Annotated in this window: 2 protein-coding genes; both read right to left on the reverse strand. The window is 73.4% G+C overall.

Annotated elements, in window-relative coordinates; translation table 11 throughout:
- Positions 1 to 42: 42 nt before the first annotated feature.
- The gene (locus ACIBQX_RS48285; RefSeq protein WP_397017142.1) at positions 43 to 20,277 is read right to left on the reverse strand and encodes a type I polyketide synthase; all 20,235 of its coding nucleotides are present in this window, start codon (positions 20,275 to 20,277) and stop codon (positions 43 to 45) included.
- 29 nt (positions 20,278 to 20,306) lie between these two features.
- Positions 20,307 to 24,401 (reverse strand): type I polyketide synthase (locus ACIBQX_RS48290; protein ID WP_397017144.1); only part of this gene is annotated, 4,095 nt, incomplete at its 5' end.

A 24,401-nucleotide genomic window follows, 5' to 3' on the forward strand; every position in this document is an offset into this window, starting at 1 on the left:
ACGGCTCCTCGCACATCGTCCCGGCGTCAGCCTTGACCCTCGTTATTCGGCGAGCTCGTTGTCGAGAAGATCGAAGATGTTCTCGGCCGTGGCTGCTTTCAGATCGTTGTCGGCCGCGTCGCCGGCCGTCGCGTCGTGATCGCTCTCCAATGTGAACAGCAGAGCTTTCACCCGCGCGGCCAGAGCAGTTCGCGCACCATCACCGGAAGGAACTCCCTTGACTAGCTTTTCAAGCTTGCTGATTTCATCCAGGGCGGCTGAACCCGCACTGACCTGCTCATATCCGATTTCCTTTTTGATGAAATCGGAGAGAACGGCCGGCGTCGGGTAGTCGAATGCGAGAGTCGCGGGCAATTTCAGCCCAGTGGCTGCGTTCAACCGATTCCGTAGCTCCAGAGCGGTCAGCGAGTCGAAACCCAATTCCTTGAAGGCCCGTCCGGCTCCCACAGCGTCCGCCGAGGAATGACCGAGAACGGCGGCCGCATGTGTGCGAACCAGGTTCAGTAGTATCCGGTCGCGGTCCGTTTCGACCAGCGCGTTCAACTGCTGCCGCAACAATCGCCCCGCTTCCGCGCCGTCGGCGGCGGACGCGGACCGCGGCGGATTTCCGGCCAGGAGGCGCCAGACTGCGGCCGGTTGCTCGCCTCGGGCGCTCTGACCTCGCAGTACGGCCACATTCAGCCGAGCCGGAACCAGCAGCGCCTCGTCCCGGGTCAGAGCCAGGTCCAGCAGAGCCAGACCGTCGTCGGCTGTGATTTCCGTCATCACGCTGCGACCGGCCCGCTGCCGGTCGTCGGCGCTGAGATGTCCGGTCATCGCGCTGGCGTCGGCCCACAGTCCCCAGGCGAGCGAGATCGCGGGCAGCCCGGCCGCCTGACGAGAGGCGGCCAGGGAGTCGAGGAAGGCGTTCCCGGCGGCGTAGTTGCCCTGTCCGGGGGCGCCGAAGGTCGCGGCTCCCGCCGAGAAGAGGACGAAGGCGTCCAGGTCGAGGCCCTGGGTCAGTGCGTGGAGGTTCCAGGCGGCGTCGGCCTTGGGCCGCATCACCGCGTCGATCCGCTCGGCCGTCAGCGAGCCGATCACGCCGTCGTCCAGGACTCCGGCGGTGTGGACGACCGCGGTCAGCGGGGCCTCGGTCCGGGCGAGCACCTCGGCCAGAGCGGGACGGTCGGCGGCGTCACCGGCCGTGATCCGCACGCCGACCCCTGCCTGCGCGCAGTCGGCGGCCAGCAGAGCGGCCCCCGCGGCGGCCGGCCCCGAACGGCTGAGCAGCGTCAGCCGCTCGGCCCGCCCGGTCGCCGCCAGGTGCCGGGAGACCAGCGCTCCCAGCATGCCGGTCCCCCCGGTGATCAGCGCGGTACCGACCGGACGGCCCTCCTGCGGGTCCACGCCGAGGTCCGTGTCCGGGCGGGTCTTCGGGCGGGTCAGGCGCCGTCCGTAGGCGATCCGCTCGCGGATCGCCAGTTCCGGCTCCACGGATGCCACGGCCGCCGGCAGGTGGCCGATGGCTCGCGCGGTGTCGTCCGCAGGAAGGTCGACCAGGAGCAGGCGGCCCGGCTCTTCCGACTGCGCGGAGCGGATGAGCCCCCACGCCGAGGACGCGGCCAGGTCGGTCACCGGCTCGCCGGGCCGCGCCGCGATCGCGCCCCGCGTCACGATGGCCAGCCGGGCTTCGGACAGCGCCGGAAGGGTGAGCCAGTGCTGGACCAGGCCCAGCGTCTGGCCGGCGATCAGCCGGGACGTCTCGCCGACGCTGCGGCCCGCCTCGATTCCCGCCGTCGCGGTCTCGGAGCCGATCTGGGGTCCGGTCTCGGAGCCGATCTGAGATGCGATCTCGGAGCCGATCTCGGAGCCGATCTCGGCCAGCACCAGGTCCGGTGCGGGCAGTCCGGCCTCGATCGCCTCGGTCAGGGCGGCCAGGTCCGGGTAGGACTCCACCGCCGCGCCGCCGGCGGCTGCCTCGATCCCGAACGGATCGGCTCCGACCAGCGCCCACCGGCCGGCAGGAACCGCCTCCGGGCCGCTGACCGGGATCCATTCGACGCTGAAGAGGGCGTCGCGCAGCCCGTTCCCGGCGGCCTGCAAGGCTCCGGCCTCGATCGGCCGCATCGCCAGGGACTCCACCGACACGACCCGCTGTCCGGTGGGGTCGGCCCCGTCCAGGACGAGGCGGCCGGCGCCGTCCCGGGAGAGCCGGACCCGCAGCGTGGCCGCGCCGGCCGCCTGGAGCGACACTCCGGTCCAGGCGAAGGGCAGCCGTACGCCGCCCTCGCTGCCCGATCCGCCGCCCGATCCACCATTGGCCGGGCCGGGGTCGGCGAGCAGGGCGGCCGCGTGCAGGGACGCGTCCAGCAGGGCCGGGTGGATGCCGAACCGGGCGGCGTCGGAGGCGGCGTCGTCGGGCAGGGCGATCTCGGCGAAGACGTCGGTGCCACGCCGCCAGGCCGCGCGCAGGCCGCGGAAGACCGGACCGTAGCCGTACCCGCCAGCGGCCTGGATCTCGTACAGGCCGGAGACGTCGACGCGTTCGGCGTCCTCGGGCGGCCAGACCAGGAAGTCGGCGGGTGCGGGCAGGTCGGCGGGCCGGTCCGGCGCGAGCAGGCCACCGGCGTGCCGCATCCACGGGACGTCGTCGTCGGCGCGCGAGTAGATCTCGACGGTTCGCTGGCCGTCCTCGTCCGGTGCGCCGACCATGACCTGAACCTGGACCGCGCCGGTGGCCGGCAGGACCAGCGGCGCGGCCAGGGTCAGCTCGACGATCCGGGCGCACCCGACCTCGTAGCCGGCCCGTACCGCGAACTCCACGAACGCCGTGCCCGGCAGCAACACCGTGCCGCCGACGGCGTGATCGCCGAGCCACGGCTGTGCGCGCAGGGACACCCGGCCGGTCAGGACCACCCCGTCGCCGCCGGCCAGTTCGACCGCCGCGCCCAGCAGCGGATGCCCGACCGCGCCCAGCCCGGCCGACCGGACGTCCCCGGCTCCGCCCAGGGACATCCGGGACCAGTAACGCTGGTGCTCGAAGGCGTACGTGGGCAGGTCGATCGGGCGGCCGGTGGGCAGCACGGCCGACCAGTTCACGCCCACTCCGCGCACGTGCGCCTCGGCCAGGGACAGCAGGATCCGGGCCGGGCCGCCGTCGTCGCGGCGGAGCGTCCCGGCCACCACCGGCGTCCGGTGGGAGGCGCCGTCATCGGTCTGCTCAAGGCTGGCGGTGATCGCCGCGATCAGCACCGGGTGCGGCGAGGACTCGATGAACGCCCGATATCCGGCCCGGCGGAGCGCCTCGATCGCCGCCGAGAACCGCACGGGCGCGCGGAGACTCGCGTACCAGTAGCCGGCGCCGGCCTGGGAGCCGTCGAGGAGCTCGCCGGTCATCGCCGACATCATCGGCACCCGACCCGGCTGCGGGACGACCCCCGCCAGCAGCCGCAGGATCTCCTCGCGCAGCTCATCCACCTGCGGGCCGTGCGAGGCGTAGTCCACCGGCAGGATCCGGGCCCGGACGCCGTCCCGCTCGCACTCGGCCGCCAGTCGCTCGATGGCGTCCGGGTCGCCGGAGACCACCGTGGCGTCCGGTCCGTTGACCGCCGCGACCGTCAGCCGGTCGTCCCAGGCCGCCACGCGGATCTCCACGGCGTCCGCCGGTTCGGCGATGGAGAGCATGCCGCCGCGCCCGGACAGCGCCGTCAGCGCCTTACTGCGCAGGGCCACGATCTTGGCGGCGTCGTCCAGGGAGAGGATCCCCGCCACGACCGCCGCCGCGATCTCCCCCTGCGAGTGCCCGACCACCGCGTCAGGTTCGACACCGGCGGCCTGCCAGACGGCGGCCAGCGACACCATGACGGCCCACAGCGCGGGCTGCACCACGTCGACCCGGTCGAGCCCCGGCGCGTCCTCGGCGCCCGCCAGGACGTCGGCCAGGACCCAGTCCACGTACGGCGACAACGCCTGACCGCACTCGGCCAGCCGCGCCGCGAACACCGGGCTGGTCTCGGCCAGTTCCCGGCCCATCCCCATCCACTGCGACCCCTGCCCAGGGAACACGAACACCGCTCGCCGGTCGCCGGCCGGCACCGTCCCGGTCACGACCCCGGCGGCCGGTTCGCCGGTCGCCACCGCGGTCAGTCCGGCGATCAGGTCACCGGGGCCCGTGCCGGTGACCACGGCCCGGTGCTCGAACGCCGCCCGGGTGGTGGCCAGCGACCAGCCGATGTCGGCCACGTCACCGGCTTCCTGTCCAGTACGGGCCCGCCCGTACTCGGCCGACCGGTGCCCCTCCGGTCCGGGACGGGCCCGCCCGTACTCGGCCAGCCGGTGCGCCTGACGGGCCAGGCCGGCGGCGGTCCTGCCGGACACCACCCATGCGGTCGGCCCACCGGTGAGGACCCGCCGCCCGGCGTCGGCCGGGCCCGTCTCCGGAGTGGGCTCCTCCTCGACGGCGGGCGGTTCCTCCAGGATGACGTGCGCGTTCGTACCGCTGACCCCGAAGGACGACACCCCGGCCCGGCGCGGCCGGCCGTTCACCGGCCAGGGCACCGGCTCGCTCAACAGCCGGACCTCACCCGAGGTCCAGTCGACGTGCGGGGACGGCTCGTGCGCGTGCAGGGTGACCGGAAGGACCTCGTGCCGCATCGCCAGGACCATCTTGATGATCCCGGCGACGCCTGCGGCGGCCTGGGTGTGACCGATGTTCGACTTCACCGAGCCGAGCCAGAGCGGCCGATCGCCGGGCCGGTCCTGACCGTACGTGGCCAGCAGGGCCTGCGCCTCGATCGGGTCGCCCAGCACCGTGCCGGTCCCGTGGGCCTCGACGGCGTCGACGTCCGCCGGCGTCAGCCGGGCGTCGGCCAGGGCGGTACGGATCACCCGCTGCTGGGAGGGCCCGTTCGGCGCGGTGAGCCCGTTCGACGTGCCGTCCTGGTTCACCGCGCTGCCGCGGACCACGGCCAGCACCCGGTGACCGTTGCGGCGCGCGTCGGACAGCCGCTCGACGACGAGCACTCCGGCGCCCTCGCCCCAGCCGGTGCCGTCCGCGCCCGCCCCGAAGGACTTGCACCGGCCGTCCCCGGCCAGTCCCTGCTGCACGGCGAACTCGGCGAACGCCCCGGGGGTCGCCATCACCGTCACCCCACCCGCGAGGGCCAGCGACGACTCCCCCGAACGCAGCGACTGGCAGGCCAGGTGCAGCGCGACCAGGGACGACGAGCAGGCCGTGTCCACGGTCACCGCCGGGCCTTCCAGCCCGAGCGTGTACGCCACCCGCCCGGAGATCACGCTGGTGGCGCTGCCGGTGAGGAAGTAGCCCTCGGTGCCGGCGGCATCGGCGGACGGTTGCAGGCTCATCCCGTAGCCGGACGACCAGGCGCCGACGAACACACCGGACGTGGTGCCGCGCAGCGATCCGGGGTCGATGCCGGCTTGTTCCAGGGCCTCCCAGGACGTTTCGAGCAGGACCCGCTGCTGCGGGTCCATCGCGAGCGCCTCACGCGGGCTGATCCCGAAGAACGCGGGATCGAAGTCGCCCGCGTCGTAGACGAATCCGCCGACCGGGGTGAACGAGGAGTCACCGTCGGCGGAGCCGAAGGCCTCCCAGCCGCGGTCGGCCGGGAAGCCGGAGACGGCGTCCGTGCCTGTGGTCAGCAGGGTCCAGAAGTCCTCCAGCGTGCCCGACCCGCCGGGGAGGCGGCAGCTCATGCCGACGATGGCGATCGGCTCGTCGGACGTCGCCGCCGCCTGGACCGGGACCAGGGCCCCGGTCCGTTCGCCGACCAGGCCGGCCCGCAGATGCTCGGCCAGGGTGACCGGGGTGGGGTAGTCGAAGACCAGGGTGGCGGGGAGCTTCAGGCCGGTGGCCGTGTTCAGCCGGTTGCGCAGCTCGACGGCGGTGAGGGAGTCGAAGCCGACATCCTTGAACGCCCGGCCGGCCTCCACCGCGTCGGGCGAGGGATGCCCGAGGACGAGCGCCGCCTCGGCCCGGACCAGATCGGTCAGGATCCGGTCCTGGTCGGCCTGGGCGAGGCCCTGCAGTCGCCGTCCCAGCTCGGTCGTGGCGCCCGGGGTCCGGCCGTCGTCGTCGGAGGCGGCCTCGGACAGCGCGAGCCGGACCTGCGGGAGTTCGCTGATCAGCGCGCTGGGCCGGTGCAGGGTGAACACCGGGGCGAAGGCGGCCCAGTCCAGGTCGGCCACGGTGACCAGGCCTTCGCCGTGGTCGAGGACGGTGGCCAGCGCGCCGATGGCACGCTCGGGGTCCATGTCCCGCAGGCCCAGTCGTTGCAGCTGGGCGCCGCCTTCGCCCTCGCCCATCCCGCCGCCGCCCCACAGGCCCCAGGACACCGAGGTCGCGGGGAGGCCACGGGCCAGCCGGTTCTCGGCCAGCGCGTCCAGGTAGGCGTTCGCGGCTGCGTAGGCCGCCTGCAGGCGGCTGCCCCAGATCGCGGCCCCGGAGGAGAAGAGCACGAAGGCGTCCAGCTCCCGGCCGGCCGTGAGCTCGTCCAGGTGCGCGGCTCCGGCCGTCTTGGCGGTCGCGGCGGTGTCCAGATCCGCGACCGTGGTGCCGATGACCGGTGCGCCCTGCGCGACGCCGGAGGCGTGGAAGACGGCCCGTAGCGCGGCCCCGCTCCCGTCGACCCAGGCCAGCAGTCCGGCCACCTGCGCCCGGTCGGCCGTGTCGCAGGCGACCACCGAGACGGCGGTGCCGGCGGCGGCCAGCCGCGCGGCCCGCTCGGCCGCCCCGGGGGCGCGGGCGCCCGACCGCGAGACCAGCACGACCCGGGGCACGCCACGCCCGGCCAGCCACTGGGCCACCCGGCCGCCGATCGCACCAGTGCCACCGGTGATCAGCGCACTACCCGCCGACGTCCACTCTCCGTTACGGCGTGGTCGCGAGGACGGGTTTCCGCCGCGTTGAAATGCGGGGTTTCCGGCCGGCTGCGGAGCCGGGTTCACGCGTGGTTGCGGGGCCGGCAGGAGTCGGCGGCCCAGGATTCCGCTGCCGCGGATGGCGATCTGGTCTTCGCCCTGCTCAGCGGATCCGGTCAGGACGGCGACGAGCCGGGCCGTGGTGCGCTCGTCGAGGGCGGGTGGCAGGTCGATCAGACCGCCCCAGCGGTCGGGGTGTTCCAGGCCGACGATGCGGCCCAGGCCCCAGACCTGGGCCTGTGCCGGGCTGGTCAGCGTCTCGCTCGGGCCGGTCGCGACAGCTCCGGAGGTCGCCACCCAGAGCGGGGCCTGGATCTCCAGGTCGGCCAGGGCCTGGACCAGACCGAGGGTCCCGGCCAGGCCGGCGATGACGGCCGGTGAGTCGCTCAGCGGCGTCTCGTCGGTGGCCAGCAGTGACAACACCCCGGCCACAGCCAGTGTCCCGGCCGCGTCGTCGCCCCCGGATGCGTCTCGGGAGTCGCCCTCGGAATCGGCGAGGGAGTCGCGCTGGGAGTCTTCCTGGAGGTTGGCCCCAGAGATCGCCGGGGAGTCGTTCTGGGTCTCGGCCAGGGCCCCGCGAATGCGGGCGGCCAGGGCGGCCTGGTCCACCTCGCCTGGCGCGACCTCGGCGACGACGACCCGGGCGCCGGCCTTCGTCAGCGCCTCGGCGCAGGCCCGGGTCAGCTCCCCCGCACACGCACAGGTGAACTGCCCCGCGTGCGCACGGGTCGGCTCCCCCTCGCATGCGCACGTAAGGTCAGAAATGTCCTGGCTCGGGTTCGTGGAGACGACGAGCCAGGTTCCGGTCAGCGGAGCCGGAGCCGGATCGGACACCGGTGTCCAAGCGACCCGGTAGCGCCAGCCCGCCGTGAGCGACTCCTCCCGGTCGCGCTGACGCCAGGAGGCCAACGCCGGAAGGACCTCGCTGAACGGGCGTTCGCCGTCGACGTCCAGGGCTCCGGCCAGTCCGGCCAGGTCACCGTGCTCCACCGCGGCCCAGAACCGGGCTTCGGCCTCGGTCCCGTCACCCGTACGAACCGCGACGGGCGCGGGCCGCGGCCAGTAGTGCTGATGCTGGAAGGCGTACGTGGGCAGGTCCACCTGCCGCCCGGCCGGCAGGACCGCGGACCAGTCGAGGTCGACTCCCTGGACGTGAGCCCGCGCCAAGGCGGTCAGTACGGCCGTCGACGCGTCGGCGCCGGCCCGCGACATCGGGATGAACGCGGCGTCAGCCGAAGCGCCGGGCAGAGCCGCCGGGCCCATGGCCGACAGCGTCCCGTCCGGGCCGATCTCGATGAACACCGTGACGCCCTGTCCGGCCATCGTCGTCACCGCGTCGGCGAACCGTACCGGCTGCCGTGCCTGGTCCGCCCAGTAACCGGCGTCCGGTCGGGTGATCAGCTCACCGGTCAGCGCCCCGACCCAGGCCACGGCGGGTGGCGCATGTTCGAGCCCGGCGGCCAGGGAGCCGAGTTCGTCCAGCACCGGGTCCATCCGGGCCGAGTGGAAGGCGTGGCTGACCCGCAGCCGGCGCACCCGCCGGCCACGTTCGCGCCACACCTCGACCATCGCGTCCACGGCGGCCGCGGCACCCGAGATCACCGTCGACGAGGGGCCGTTCACCGCCGCGATCGACACTTCGGACGTGCTTTCCAGCGTGGCGAGCACCTCTGCCTCGGTGGCGGCGATCGCCGCCATCGCCCCGCCGTCGGGTAGGGCCTGCATCAGCCGGGCCCGGGCCGCGACGAGCCGGCACGCCTGGGCCAAGGTCAGCACGCCCGCCGCGTGCGCGGCGGCGATCTCTCCGACCGAGTGACCGGCGACCACGTCAGGGACGATCCCGGCCGCCGCCAGGAGGGCGACCAGCCCCACCTCGACCGCGAACAACCCGGTCTGGGCGTACAGGGTCTGCGTGGCCAGAGCGTCCTCGCCGGTGCCGAGCACGACGTCCCGGAGCGGGAGCCCGAGCTCGGCTTCCAGCAGCGCGCAGGCGTGATCGAACGCCTCGGCGAAGACCGGCGAGGCCGCGTACAGCTCCCGGCCCATCCCGGCGCGCTGGGCCCCCTGCCCGGCGAAGAGGAAGCCCACCCGGCCGGCGCCACCGGCGGGGACCGCGGCCTGGATCACCCCGGCCGCGGACGTGCCGGCGGCGACCGCGGTCAGCCCGGCGGTCAGGTCGCCGGTGATGACCGCCCGGTGCTCGAACACCGACCGGGTACGGGCCAGCGACCAGCCGACGTCGACCGGGTCGAGATCGGGGCGGGAGGAGAGGTGTGCGGCGAGCCGTGCGGCCTGGGCGGCCAGGCCGGCGGCCGACTGACCGGACACCGGCCACGCGGCCGGGGCCGGCTCCAGCACCGGAACCGTCCGCCGTGGCGTGGTCCCGGTGACCTCGTCGGCGTTGGCCGGGGGTTCTTCAAGGATCACGTGGGCGTTGGTGCCGCTGACCCCGAACGCCGACACGCCCGCGCGCCGGGGGCGGCCGGTCGCCGGCCATGCCACCGGCTCGGTCAGCAGGCGCACGTCACCGGCGGACCAGTCCACGTGCGGGGACGGCTCGTCGGCGAAGAGGGTCACCGGAAGCGCGTCGTGCCGCAGGGCCAGCACCATCTTGATCACGCCCGCGACCCCGGCGGCGGCCTGGGTGTGGCCGATGTTCGACTTCACCGAGCCGAGCCAGAGCGGCCGGTTCTCGGGCCGGTCCTGACCGTAGGTGGCCAGCAGGGCCTGGGCCTCGATCGGGTCACCGAGTACCGTGCCGGTGCCGTGTGCCTCGACCGCGTCCACGTCCGAGGCGGCCAGGCCGGCGGCGGCCAGGGCGGCCCGGATCACCCGCTGCTGGGAGGGCCCGTTGGGGGCGGTGAGTCCGTTCGAGGCGCCGTCCTGGTTCACCGCGCTGCCACGGATGACGGCCAGGACCTGGTGCCCGTGACGGCGAGCGTCCGAGAGCCGTTCCAGCACCAGGACGCCCGCGCCTTCACCCCAGCCGGTGCCGTCGGCGTCCGCGCCGAAGGACTTGCACCGGCCGTTCGCGGCCAGCCCCTGCTGGCGGGCGAATTCGGCGAACGCTCCGGGGGTCGCCATCACGGTGACGCCGCCGGCCAGGGCGAGCGAGCATTCTCCGGCGCGCAGCGCCTGGCCGGCCAGGTGCAGCGCGACCAGGGAGGACGAGCAGGCCGTGTCCACCGTCACCGCCGGACCTTCAAGACCGAGCGTGTACGAGATCCGCCCGGAGATCACGCTGGTCGCGTTCCCGGTGAGCATGTAGCCCTCGGAGCCGCCGCTTTCGGCCAGCCCGGCGCCGTAGGCCGAATAGGTGGCTCCGGCGAAGACGCCGGTCTGGCTGCCCCGCAGTGACACGGGGTCGATGCCCGCGCGTTCCAGCGCTTCCCAGGTGGTCTCCAGCAGCAGGCGCTGCTGGGGGTCCATGGCCAGCGCCTCACGCGGGCTGATGCCGAAGAACCCGGCGTCGAAACCGGAGGCGTCATAGACGAATCCGCCCTGCCGGGTGGTGGACGTACCGTCGCCGTAGAGACGTTCGACGTCCCAGCCGCGGTCGGCGGGGAAGCCGGAGACTGCGTCCGTGTCGGTGGCCAGCAGCTCCCAGAAGCTCTCGGGGGTGGCGGCACCGCCGGGGAAACGGCAGCCGATGCCGACGATGGCGATCGGCTCGCCCGGATCCACGGCCGTGTGCGTCGTCGGCGTGGATGCGGTGCCGGCGCCGAGCAGCTCGGCGCGCAGGAGCTGGACGACCGCGGTGGGGGTGGGGTGGTCGAAGACGAGCGTGGCCGGGAGTTTCAGGCCGGTGGCCGTGTTCAGCCGGGTGCGCAGGTCGACGGCGGTGAGGGAGTCGAAGCCGAGGTCCTTGAACGCCCGCCCGGCAGGCACGGCCTCCGCGGACGCGTGCCCGAGGACGGCGGCGGCCTCCGCCCGGACCAGGTCGGTGAGGATCCGGTCCTGCTCCGGCCGGTTCAGGCCGAGCAGCCGCTGTCCCAGCGCCGTCCCGGCCTCCTTCGCGCCGTCGTCGGCGGCCATGAGGCCGTTGAGCGCCCGCTGGGCGTCCGGCAGATCGGCCAGCAACGGGCTGGGCCGCTGCACGGTGAACACCGGGGCGAACCGGTCCCAGTCGATGTCCGAGACCGCCACCAGGGCTTCGCCGGCGTCGAGCGCTCCGGCCAGTGCGGCGATCGCCGGCTCCGGGTCCATCTCCCGCACGCCGAGGCGCTGCAGGACCTCTCCGGCCGGGCCGTCGCCCATGCCGCCGCCGCCCCACAGCCCCCAGGCGACGGACGTCCCGGCGAGTCCGCGCCCGCGACGGTCCTCGACGAGGGCGTCCAGCGCCGCGTTCGCCGCCGCGTACCCGGCCAGCCGGCCGCTGCCCCAGGCCGCCGCCCCGGACGAGAACACCACGAACGCGTCCAGATCGAGGCCGTCGGTGGCCTCGTCCAGGTATCCGGCGCCACCGGCCTTCGCCTGCGACACCTCCGCCAGATCCGACGCCGTCATGTCGTCGATCGGGCCGCCCAGCCCGGCCCCGGCGGCATGCATGACCGAGCTCAGCCGTGGGCCGGTGGCGCCGATCCAGTTCACCAGGCCGGTGACCTGCGAGCGCTCGCCGACGTCACCGGCGACGACGGCCACGGCCGTCCCGGCGGCGGCCAGCTCGGCGGCCAGGGCCGGCGTCCCGGCCGCGGCCGGACCGGAGCGGCTGGACAGCACCAGCCGGGTGGCGCCGCGCCCGGTCAGCCAGCGGGCCACGTGCCCGCCGACGCCGCCGGTACCGCCGGTCACCAGGACACTGCCGCCCGGCTGCCAGCGGTCACCGGGACGCGGCCGGGACGCGCGCATCAAACGTCTGCCCAGCACTCCCCCGGCCCGGATGGCGACCTGGTCCTCACCGCCCCCGGCCAGGACCGCGGCCAGCCGTCCCGCCGCCCGCGCGTCCCATGTCCGGGGCAGGTCGATCAGTCCGCCCCACCGGTCCGGATGTTCCAGCCCGGCGACCCGGCCGAACGCCCACGTCTGTGCCTGGACCGGGCCGGTCGGCACCTCACCGGCGCCCGCGGCGACCGCACCGGACGTCAGCACCCACAGCGGCGCGCCGATCCCGGCGTCACCCAGCGCCTGGACCAGCCCCATCGTCCCGGCGAGCCCGGTCGCGACCACCGGCCACCGCGCCATCGGCGACTCGTCCAGCGCCAGCAGCGACACCACTCCGGCCACCACCGGGCCGCGATCCGGGCCGCGATCCGCGTGGAGGGTCTCGCTGATCCGGCCGGCCAGCGCCTGCCGGTCGGTCTCGTCCGGGGCGATCTCGGCGAGGAGCACCTGGGCGCCGTGGCCGGTCAGAGCCTGTACGCATCGCTCGGTCTGGTCCGTGCCCGTCTCACCGGCCGGGACGACCAGCAGCCAGGTGCCGGACAGGGTCGCGGAGCCGGGCGCCGTGACCGGGGCCCAGGTGATCCGGTAACGCCAGTCGGCGGCCGTCGATTCTCCGCGTTCGCGGTGCCGCCAGGCGGCCAGCGCGGGCAGTATCTCGCCCAGCCGCCGCCCGTCGACGGCCAGCGTCTGCGCCAGGCCGTCCAGGTCGCTGCCCTCGACGGCGGCCCAGAACGCGCTCTCGGCCGCCGGTACGACGCTCGTCGCGGTCGGGGCCGTGGCCGGCTTGGGCCAGTACCGCTGCCGCTGGAACGCGTACGTCGGCAGGTCGATCCGCCTGCCCGCCGGCAGCACCGCGGTCCAGTCCACGAAGACGCCGTGGCCGTGCACCAGGGCCAGCGAGGTCAGCGCCCGGACGGGTCCGCCATCGTCCCGCCGGAGGGTGCCGGTGACGACCGGCTCCCGCACGGGTCCCGATCCCTCGTCGGTCTCGGACCTGTGCCGGAGATCTTCGAAGGTGTCGGTGACGGCGGCGGTCAGGACCGGGTGGGCGGAGGTTTCGATGAACACCCCGTATCCGGCCCGGCCCAGCACCTCGGTGGCGCGGGCGAACTCCACGGGCGCCCGCAGGCTCGCGTACCAGTAGCCGGCGTCCAGCTCGGGGCCGGTCAGGAACTCACCGGTCATCGCCGACACCATGGGGATGAGGCCGGGCCGCGGCGTGACCGTCGCCAGCAGGCTCAGCACCTCGTCGCGGATGGCATCCACCTGCGGCCCGTGCGAGGCGTAGTCCACCGGCAGCATCCGCGCCCGGACGCCGTCCCGCTCAGCGGCGGCGAGCAGCGCGGCCAGGGCCTCCGGCCGGCCCGAGACGACCGTCGCCGCGGGGCCGTTCACGGCCGCGACGGAGAGCCGCCCGTCCCAGGACGCGATCCGGGCCGACACCGCCTCGGCCGATTCGGCGAGGGACAGCATGCCGCCGTGCCCGGACAAGGCGGTCAGGGCCCGGCTGCGCAGCGCCACCACCTTGCCGGCGTCCTCCAGCGACAGGATCCCGGCCACCACGGCCGCCGCGATCTCCCCCTGCGAGTGCCCCAGCACCACGTCCGGGGTCACCCCGGCCGCCTGCCAGAACTCGGCCAGCGAGACCATCACGGCCCACAGCGCGGGCTGGACCACGTCGACCCGGTCCAGGCCCGGCGCACCCTCCCGGCCGTGCAGCACATCGTCCAGCGACCAGTCCACGTACGGGGCCAGCGCCCGACCGCACTCGGCCAGCCGGGCCGCGAACACCGGGCTGGCCTCGGCCAGCTCCCGGCCCATCCCGACCCACTGGGATCCCTGTCCCGGGAACACGAACACGACCGGGCCGGTGCCGCCGGCCACCCCGGTGACGACCCCGGTGACGACCCCGGCGGCGGGCTCGTCGGCCGCCAGCGCGCCGAGTCCGGCCACCAGTTCGTCCCGGCCGGCGCCGGTGATGACGGCACGGTGCTCGAACAGGGACCGGGTGGTCGCCAGCGACCAGCCGACGTCGACGGCGTCGAGGTCCGGCCGGTCCGCGAGGTGATCGGCCAGCCGCCGGGCCTGCTCGACGAGACCGGACGCGGTCTGAGCGGACACCAGCCAGGCCGGGGTACCCGACAGCGCCGGCGCGGGCCCGGCGTGGGCCGATCCATCGCCCACTCCTGCCAGTGCAGGTACTTTCTCCCCGACCCCGGCCCGTACAGGCTCCCCGTCCTCAACCCCGGCCCGTGCAGGTGCCCCGTCCTCGAACTCGGCCCGTGCAGGTGCTCCTTCCTCGAACCCGGCCCGTGCAGGTGCACCTTCCTCAACACCGCTCGCGGCCGGTGCCTCTTCGAGGATGACGTGAACGTTGGTGCCGCTGATCCCGAAGGCCGAGACGCCGGCCCGGCGGGGTCGATCGCCCGCCGTCCAGTCCACCGGCTCGGTCAGCAACCGGACGTCACCGGCGGTCCAGTCGACCTCCGGCGTCGCCTCGTCCGCGTGCAGGGTGGCCGGGAGCAGGCCGTTCCGCAGGGCTAGGACCATCTTGATGATCCCGGCCGCGCCGGAGGCCTGCTGGGCGTGCCCGATGTTGGATTTCACCGTGCCCAGCCACAGCGGCCGTCCCTCGGGGCGGTCCTGCCCGTAGGTGGCCAGCAGCGCCTGGGCCTCGATCGGGTCCCCGAGCCGGGTGCCGGTGCCGTGCGCCTCGACCGCGTCCACGTCGGCGGTGCCGAGGCCGGCGCTGGCGAGTGCGGCGCGGATCACCCGCTGCTGCGAGGGTCCGTTGGGGGCGGTCAGCCCGTTGGACGCGCCGTCCTGGTTGATGGCACTGCCGGCCACGACGGCCAGCACCGTGTGCCCGTTACGGCGAGCGTCCGACAACCGTTCCAGCACGATCATGCCCGCGCCCTCGGACAGCCCCATCCCATCGGCCTCAGCCGAGAACGCCTTGCACCGGCCGTCCAGAGCCAGCGCCCCCTGCTGCGAGAAACCGATGAACTCAGCCGGATCCGCGATCACCATCACACCACCGGCCAAAGCCAGATCACACTCACCCGCCCGCAACGCCTGCGCCGCCAGATGCAACGACACCAAAGCCGACGAACAAGCCGTGTCCACCGTCACCGCCGGACCCTCAAGACCGAGCGTGTACGAGATCCGACCCGAGATCACACTCGTCACATTGCCCGTGATCAGGTGCCCTTCCGCGCCGTCGAGGTCGGCGCCGTAGCCGGTCTGCCCGGCGTACCCGGACGAGGCCGCGCCGGCGAAGACGCCGGTCAGCGAGCCGCGCAGGGACATCGGGTCGAGCCCGGTGCGCTCCAACGCTTCCCAGGCCGTTTCGAGCAGGAGGCGCTGCTGCGGGTCCATCGCCAACGCCTCACGCGGGCTGATCCGGAAGAACGCCGGGTCGAAGTCCGCCGCACCGGCGACGAAACCACCCTCACGGGTCACCGACCCCAGGGCCGAGCCGGGCACGGCGTCGAGCAGCCCCGCGATGTCCCACCCCCGGTCAGCGGGGAAGCCGCCGATCGCGTCCCCACCGCTCGCCAGCAGCTTCCACATCGCTTCCGGGCTGTCCACGCCGCCGGGATACCGGCAGCCCATCCCGACGATCACCACCGGATCGGTGACCGAGACGGGGGTGACCCGCGATCCGGCCGTCATCAGCTGCTGCGTGCCCATCAGCTGGGTCACGATCTGCCGGGCCAGCATCACCGGGGACGGATAGTCGAACACCACTGTGGAAGGCAGTTGCAGCCCGGTGGCCTGGTTCAGCCGGCCGCGCAGCTCGACCGCGGTCAGGGAGTCGAAGCCCATCTCCCGGAAGGCCCGGTTGGCCTCCACCGCCTCGCCCGGGGCATGGCCGAGGACCGCTGCCGCGTGGCCGCCGACCAGGTCGGTGACGATCCGTTCCCGCTGACCGGCCGATACTCCGGCCAGGCGTGCCAGCAGCGCCGCGGCCTCACCCGAGGCGACGACGGTGGCACCGGAGTCGACCTGACGGGCCTCGGGGATCTCCTCCAGCAGCGGCCACGACCGCACCGCGTTGAACACCGCCGAGAACCTCGGCCAGTCCACATCCGCCACCGACAACACGGTCTCGTCATCGGCGAGCACCTGCCCCAGCACCGTCAACGCCCGCTCCGGATCCAGCAACCGCAGCCCCTGGCGCCGCAACCGGTCCGGGACCAGGCTCTGCGGCCGGGCCGGCTCGGCCGGGTCCTGGGCGGCGTTCGCCGAGTCGTCGAAGCGGCCGCCGGAGCTCCAGACCCCCCACGCCACCGACGTCGCCGGCAACCCACGGGCACGCCGGTTCTCCGCCAGCGCGTCCAGGTGAGCGTTCGCGGCGGCGTACGTACCGTGCTCCCCCACCCCCCACGTCGCAGTGATGGAGGAGAACAGGACGAAGGCATCCAGATCGAGGTCGGCGGTGAGCTCGTCCAGATGAGTCGCACCCGCGACCTTCGCGCTCAAAGCCAGCGCCAGCTGGTCCACATCGGCCTGGTCGAGGGCCATCAGCTCCACCGCCACCGCCGCGTGAATCACCGCCGACAACGGCGAGGCGACCGTCGGTATCCACGCCAGCAAACCGGCCAGCGCATCCCGATCCACCACGTCACAGGCGACCATCGTGACCGCCGAACCAGCCTCCGCCAAGAAGGCGGCGAGCACCCCCGCACCGGGCGTCCCCGGCCCCCGGCGACTGGTCAGCACCGCGTGCTCGACCCCCGCATCGGTCAGCCAGGCGGCCAGATCGGGGCCGATCGCGCCGCTGGCCCCGGTGAGCAGGATCGTTCCGCGCGGCGCCCACGCGCCGTCGCCGTTGCGGCGGGGGGCGGCCCGGACCAGGCGGCGGGCCGAAATCCCACCGGCCCGGATCGCGGCCTGGTCCTCGCTCTTGCCGGCCAGCACCCCGGTGAGCCGCGCCGCGGCCCGGTCGTCCAGGACGGGTGGCAGGTCGATCAGGCCACCCCACCGGTCCGGATGCTCCACCCCGGCCGTCCGGCCCAAACCCCACACCTGGGCTTGGATCGGGCTGGTCAGGACATCGCAGTCGCCGGTCGTGACGGCCCCCTGGGTCAGCACCCACAGCGGCGCGGTCGTCCCGGCATCGCCGAGCGCCTGCAGCAGGCCCAGCGTCCCGGCCACGCCGGACGGCACCACGGGCCGGTCGGCCAACGGCGACTCGTCCAGTCCCAGCAGGGAGAGCACCCCCGCAGGCCCGCCGTCGTCCGTCACCGGGGCGAGGGTTCCGCTGATCGTCGCGGCCAGGCCCGACCGGGTCACCTCGCCGGGGGCGACCTCGGCGAACAGCACCCGGGCCCCGCGCTCGCTCAGCGCCCGCGCGCAGGCGGACACGAGATCGCCGCCCGCCAGTGCGGACGGGACCACGACCAGCCAGGTCCCGGACAACGCCACCGGGGCCGGGTCACGAACCGGCACCCAGGAGATCCGATACCGCCAGTCCGCGGTCAGCGACTCGTCCCGCTCCCGCCGCCGCCACGACGCCAGGGCCGGCACCAGCTCGCCCAGGGTCGTCCCGTCCACCGAGAGCGCCTGGGACAGGCCGTCCAGGTCACCGGCCTCGACCGCCGACCAGAACCGGGCCTCGGCCGCGGTCCCGCCGCCACCGCTGACGGCGACCGGGGCCGGGACGGGCTTGGGCCAGTACCGCTGCCGCTGGAAGGCGTACGTCGGCAGTTCCACCCACGGCGCCGCCGGCACGACGGTGGTCCAGTCCACGGGCACGCCGCGTACGTGCGCCTCGGCCAGCGAGGCCAGCAGCCGGGCCGGGCCGCCGTCGTCGCGGCGCAAGGTCCCGGTCACGATCGGCGCCGGCCGGGAGAGACGTTCGGTCTCCTCGGGGTTCGCGAGCTCCTCGAGCGTGCCGGCGATCGACGCCGTCAACACCGGATGCGCGGAGACCTCGACGTACACCCCGTGGCCCGTCCGGTCCAGCGCTTCGATCGCCCGGCTGAACTGGACAGTCGCCCGCAGGCTGGCGTACCAGTAGCCGGCGTCCATCTCCGGGCCTTCCAGGAGTTCCCCGGTCATCGCCGACACCATCGGCACCCGACCAGGCTGCGGGGCGACGCCGTCCAGGAGGTTCAGGATCTCCTCGCGCAGCTCATCCACCTGCGGGCCGTGCGAGGCGTAGTCCACCGGCAGGATCCTGGCTCGGACCCCGTCACGCTCGCAGTCCGCGAGCAGCGTGCGCAGAGCCTCTGGATCGCCGGACACCACCGTGGCGGCCGGGCCGTTCACGGCCGCCACCGACGCCCGGCCGTCCCACGGCGCCACCCGCGCCTCCACCGCGGCGGCGGACTCGGCGATCGAGAGCATGCCACCGCGCCCGGACAGCGCGATCAGCGCCCGGCTGCGCAACGCCACGATCTTGGCAGCGTCCTCCAGCGACAGGAACCCGGCGACCACCGCTGCGGCGATCTCACCCTGCGAATGCCCGACCACGGCATCCGGCTCCACCCCAGCGGCCTGCCACACCGCAGCCAGCGACACCATCACCGCCCAGAGCACCGGCTGGACGACGTCGACCCGGTCGAAACCGGGCGCGCCTTCACGACCGGCGAGGACATCTCCCAAGGACCAGTTCACGTACGGGGCCAGAGCCTGCTCACACTCGGCCAGCCGGGCGGCGAACACCGGGCTGGCCTCGGCCAGCTCCCGGCCCATCCCCACCCACTGCGACCCCTGACCCGGGAAGACGAACACCACCCGGCCCTGACCGCCCCCGGCCGGAACCACCCCGGTGACGGCCCCGGCGGCCGGCTGACCGGCGGCCACCGCCGACAGTCCGGACAGCAGCTCACTGCGGTCCTGGCCCAGGATCACCGCCCGGTGCTCGAAGACCGACCGGGTGGAGATCAGCGACCAGGCCACCCCGGCGACGTCCAGATCGGGACGGGCCAGGACGAACTCGCCCAGCCGACCGGACTGCGCGGCCAGCCCGGCCATGCTCCGGCCCGACACCAGCCAGGCCGGCACCGATCCGGTCAGCACCGGCAGACCCGGCTTCTCCTGGCCGGCGTCCTCGGGCTCCGGGTCGTCGGGATCGGCGTCCACGTCCGTCACCGGCGGTGCTTCTTCGATGATGGCGTGCACGTTGGTGCCGCTGACCCCGAACGCCGACACCCCGGCCCGCCGGGGACGGCCGTTCGCCGGCCACGCGACCGGCTCGGTGAGCAGCCGGACGTCGCCGGCGGTCCAGTCCACGTGCGGACTGGGCTCCTCGGCGTGCAAAGTACGCGGCAGCTCCTGGTGCTGCAGAGCGAGGACCATCTTGATGACCCCGGCCACCCCGGCCGCGGTCTGCGTGTGCCCGATGTTCGACTTCACCGACCCCAGCCAGAGCGGGCGGTCGTCCTCGCGGTCCTGCCCGTAGGTGGCGAGCAGCGCCTGGGCCTCGATCGGGTCACCCAGCACCGTGCCGGTGCCATGCGCCTCCACCGCGTCGACCTGATCGGCCCGCAGCCCGGCGTTCGCCAGCGCGGTACGGATCACTCGCTGCTGCGACGGGCCGTTCGGCGCGGTCAGCCCGTTGCTGGCGCCGTCCTGGTTCATCGCGCTACCGGCGATGACGGCCAGCACCCGATGACCCTTCCGTCGCGCGTCCGAGAGCCTCTCCAGGAAGAGCATCCCGGCGCCCTCACCCCAGCCGATCCCGTCCGCGTCGGCCGCGAACGCCTTGCACCGACCGTCGAAGGCCAGCCCCTGCTGACGGGAGAACTCGGCGAACGCGGACGGAGTGGACATGACCGCCACCCCACCGGCCAGCGCCATCGAGCACTCACGCGAACGCAGCGCCTGACACGCCAGATGCAACGCGACCAGGGACGACGAACACGCCGTGTCCACCGTCACCGCCGGACCTTCCAACCCCAGCGTGTACGACACCCGCCCCGAGATCACCGACGTCAGGCTGCCGATCATCAGATAGCCCTCGGAGCCGCCTTCTTCGGCCAGCCCGTGGCCATAGGCGCCGAAGCCGGCACCGGCGAAGACCCCGATCTGGGTGCCCTTCAAAGACGCCGGGTCGATGCCCGCCCGCTCGACCGCTTCCCAGGCCGTCTCCAGCAGCAGCCGCTGCTGCGGATCCATCGTGATCGCCTCACGCGGGCTGATCCCGAAGAACCCCGGATCGAAATCCGCCGCGTCGTACAGGAAACCACCCACGCGCGTGGTCGACGCCTCGTCGCCCGCCCCGGCGTAGAGACCTTCGGGGTCCCAGCCCCGGTCCGACGGGAATCCGGAGATCGCGTCGGCCCCGGCGGACAACAGGTTCCAGAAGTCCTCCGGCTCGCGGACGCCGCCCGGGAACCGGCAGCCCATCCCGACGATCGCGATCGGCTCGCGGTCACGGTCGCGAAGCCTCTTGCGGGTCCGACGCAACGTGGTGGTTACCTGCTTGAGGTAATCACGAAGCTTGCCCTCGTTCTCAACCGCAGCCATGTTGACCTACCCCTAAGAAGTCTTGTGGATCAATCGAAGTCGGCAGCGCGGAGCTCTTTTTCCACGAAGTCGAACATCTCGTCGTCGGTTGCCGACTCAAGCTCTTGATCGGTCCCCTGGTCGTCGCCGTCGTGCTGGGCGCGCAGCTCCTGGCCGATCGATTCGAGCCGGGACGTGATGTCGAAGCGCTCCTCGCTGTTCCAGGAGATCCTGGAGAGGACGGCCTGCAGTTTCTTGAGTTCCGCCACCGCGAAGGCGTAGTCGGTCTGTTCGTTGACGGCCTTGGACCGGATGAAGTCGGCCAGGACGGTAGGCGTCGGATAGTCGAAGACGAGCGTGGCGGGCAGTTTCAGCCCGGTGGCCGTGTTGAGCCGGGTGCGCAGGTCGACGGCGGTGAGGGAGTCGAAGCCGAGGTCCTTGAACGCCCGCCCGGCAGGCACGGCCTCCGCCGAGGCGTGCCCGAGGACGGCGGCGGCCTCCGCCCGGACCAGGTCGGTGAGGATCCGGTCCTGCTCGGGCCGGCTGAGCCCCTCCAGCCGCCGGCCCAGGGCCGTCCCGTCCGGCTCCGCGCCGTCGTCGGGCGTGGTGGAGTCGCCGAGTGCCTGCTGGGCGTCGGGCAGGTCGGCCAGCAGAGGGCTGGGCCGTTGGACGGTGAAAATGGTGGCGAACCGGTCCCAGTCGATGTCCGAGACCGCGACCAGACTTTCCCCGGCGTCCAGGACAGCCGCCAGCGCGCCGACGGCCAGACCGGCGTCCATCTCCCGTACTCCGAGACGCTGGAGCATCTCACCGGCCGGGCCGTCGCCCATCCCGCCACCGCCCCACAGCCCCCAGGCCACCGACGTCCCGGACAGGCCCCGGCTGCGGCGATCCTCCACCAGGGCGTCGAGGGCGGCGTTGGCGGCCGCGTAACCGGCCAGCCGGGCGCTGCCCCAGGTCGCCGCACCGGAGGAGAACGCCACGAACGCGTCCAGGTCCCTGTCCGCCGTCAACTCGTCCAGATAGCTCGCGCCACCGGCCTTGGCCTGCAACGATTCGGCCAGATCCGCCGTCACCATGGCTTCGAGCCGGCCACCCAGTCCAGCGCCGGCCGCGTGCATGATCGAGCTCAGCGCGAGACCGTGCGTGTCGATCCAGCTCAGCAGACCGGCCGTCTGAGAACGGTCACCGACATCACCGGCGAGAACGGCCACGTCACTGCCGGCGGTGGCCAGCTCAGCGGCCAGCGTCGCCGCACCGGACGCGGCCGGACCGGAACGGCTGGACAACACGATCCGCGACGCGTCCCGCCCGGTCAGCCAGCGAGCCACATGCCCGCCGACGCCACCGGTACCGCCGGTCACCAGCACACTGCCGCCGGGCTTCCACTCAGGCGCCGAGCGGGTCAGGCGGTTCGCACGGACCAGCCGCCGCCCCAGCACCCCTGCCGAGCGGATGGCGACCTGGTCCTCACCGCACCCGGCCAGGACCGCGCACAGCCGATCGGCCGTGCGCGCGTCCCACACCGGAGGCAGGTCGATCAGACCACCCCACCGATCCGGATGCTCCAGAGCGGCGACCCGGCCGAACGCCCACGACTGTGCGGGCACCGGACTGACGGGTATCTCACCGGTGACGGCCGCCATCGCGCCCGACGTCAACATCCACAGCGGCGCGTCGATCCCGACGTCACCCAGCGCCTGGACCAGCCCCATCGTCCGGGCGAGCCCTCTGGTCACAACAGGCGACTCATCCAGGGGCGAATCGTCCACGGCCAGCAGGGACACAATGCCAGCCACCGGCGAATCACCGAGCTCGCCCAATGTCTGAGTGATACGGGCACCCAGAGACTCCCGATCCAGCTCACCAGGAGCGATCTCAGTGACCAGCACTCGGGCACCGCGATCCGTCAGAGCCTGAACGGCGGAGGTGGTCAGGTCGGTGCCGGTCTGGCCGGTGGGGGCGACCAGGAGCCAGGTGCCGGACAGGGTCGCGGGGGCGGGTTCGGTGAGCGGGGTCCAGGTGATGCGGTAGCGCCAATCGGCGACCGCGGACTCACCCCGTTCACGCTGCCGCCAGGAGGCCAGCGCGGGCAGTACCTCCTGCAGTCGCTGCCCGTCCACGGCCAGTGCCTGCGAAAGGCTGTCCAGGTCGCCGTTCTCGACGGCGGCCCAGAATGCGCTCTCGGCCGCCGGGACGACGCTCGTCCCGGTCGAGGCTGGGGTCGGCTTGGGCCAGTACCGCTGCCGCTGGAAGGCGTAGGTCGGCAACGCGACCCGCTCCCCCATCGGCAGCACCGCCGCCCAATCCACCGGAACGCCCTGAACATGCACCTCGGCCAGGGAAGCCAGCAACCGCGCCGGGCCACCGTCATCCCGACGCAACGTCCCACACACCACCGGAACCTGCCGGGACCCATCGTCGGAGGCGAGGCTTTCCAGCGTGTCGATGATCGCCGCAGTCAACACCGGATGCGCGGAGGTCTCGATGAACACCCCGTACTCGCCCAGCACTTCCACCGCCCGGGAGAACCGGACAGCCGCCCGCAGGCTCGCGTACCAGTACCCGGCGTCCAGTTCGGGACCGGTCAGAAACTCACCGGTCATCGCCGACACCATCGGAATCCGGCCCGCCTGCGGAGCGACCCCGGCCAGCAGCCCGAGAATCTCCTCACGCAACGCATCCACCTGCGGGCCGTGCGAGGCATAATCCACCGGCAACATCCGCGCCCGGACACCATCCCGCTCACAGTCGGCGAGCAGTTCGGCCAAGGCCTCAAGGTCACCGGAGACAACCGTGGCAGCTGGCCCATTGACCGCAGCCACCGAGGCACGCCCGTCCAACGACGCCACCCGCGCCTCGACCGCATCCGCGGATTCGGCGATCGACAGCATCCCACCCCGGCCCGACAGGGCGATCAATGTCTGACTCCGCAGCGCCACCACCTTCGCGGCATCGTCCAGCGACAGGATCCCGGCGACCACCGCTGCGGCGATCTCACCCTGCGAATGCCCCACCACCGCATCCGGCTCCACCCCAGCCGCCTGCCACACCGCAGCCAGCGACACCATCACCGCCCACAACACCGGCTGAACCACATCCACCCGGTCAAACCCCGGAGCACCCTCCCGACCAGCCAGGACGTCATCCAGAGACCAGTCCACGTAAGGAGCCAGAGCCCGACCACACTCCACCAGCCGAGCCGCGAACACCGGACTGGCCTCAGCCAACTCCCGCCCCATGCCGACCCACTGCGACCCCTGACCCGGGAACACGAACACCACCGGACCGGTGACACCACCCGCACCACTCACCACAGCCGAGGCCGGCCGCCCAGCCACCAAGGCCGACAACCCCGCCACCAGATCACCAGAGTTGTCACCGGTGACCACAGCCCGATGCTCGAACACCGACCGCGTCGTCGCCAACGACCACCCCACATCAACCGGATCAAGCCCCGGCCGCCCCGACACGTACCCCACCAACCGGGACGCCTGCGCCCGCAGACCAGCCACCGACTGCGCCGACACCAACCACGACGTCGCCCCACCGGTCAACACAGACGGCGACTCCCGAACCGGACCAGACTCACTCTGCTCCAGCTCGGCCGGGGGCTCTTCGAGGATGAGGTGGGCATTGGTGCCGCTGATCCCGAAGGCCGACACTCCGGTCCGGCGGGGACGGCCGTTGGTCTTCCACGCCACGGGTTCGGTGAGCAGCCGGACGTCACCGGCGGTCCAGTCAACGTGCGGAGAGGGAACGTCAGCGTGCAGGGTGGCCGGGAGCATGCCGTTCCGCAGGGCGAGGACCATCTTGATGACCCCGGCCGCCCCCGCCGCCTGCTGCGCGTGCCCGATGTTCGACTTCACCGACCCCAGCCACAACGGCCGTCCTTCCGGGCGGTCCTGCCCGTAGGTGACCAGGATTGCCTGGGCCTCGATCGGGTCACCCAGCCGGGTGCCGGTGCCGTGCCCCTCGACCGCATCGACGTCACCTGGCTGGAGCCCCGCATTGGTCAAAGCGGCACGGATCACGCGTTGCTGCGAGGGTCCGTTCGGGGCTGAGAGCCCGTTGGACGCGCCGTCCTGGTTGATGGCACTACCGGCCACCATCGCCAGCACCGTGTGCCCGTTACGGCGCGCGTC

Origin of the sequence: Nonomuraea sp. NPDC049714, assembly GCF_044465295.1 — a bacterium.
Lineage (GTDB): Bacteria > Actinomycetota > Actinomycetes > Streptosporangiales > Streptosporangiaceae > Nonomuraea.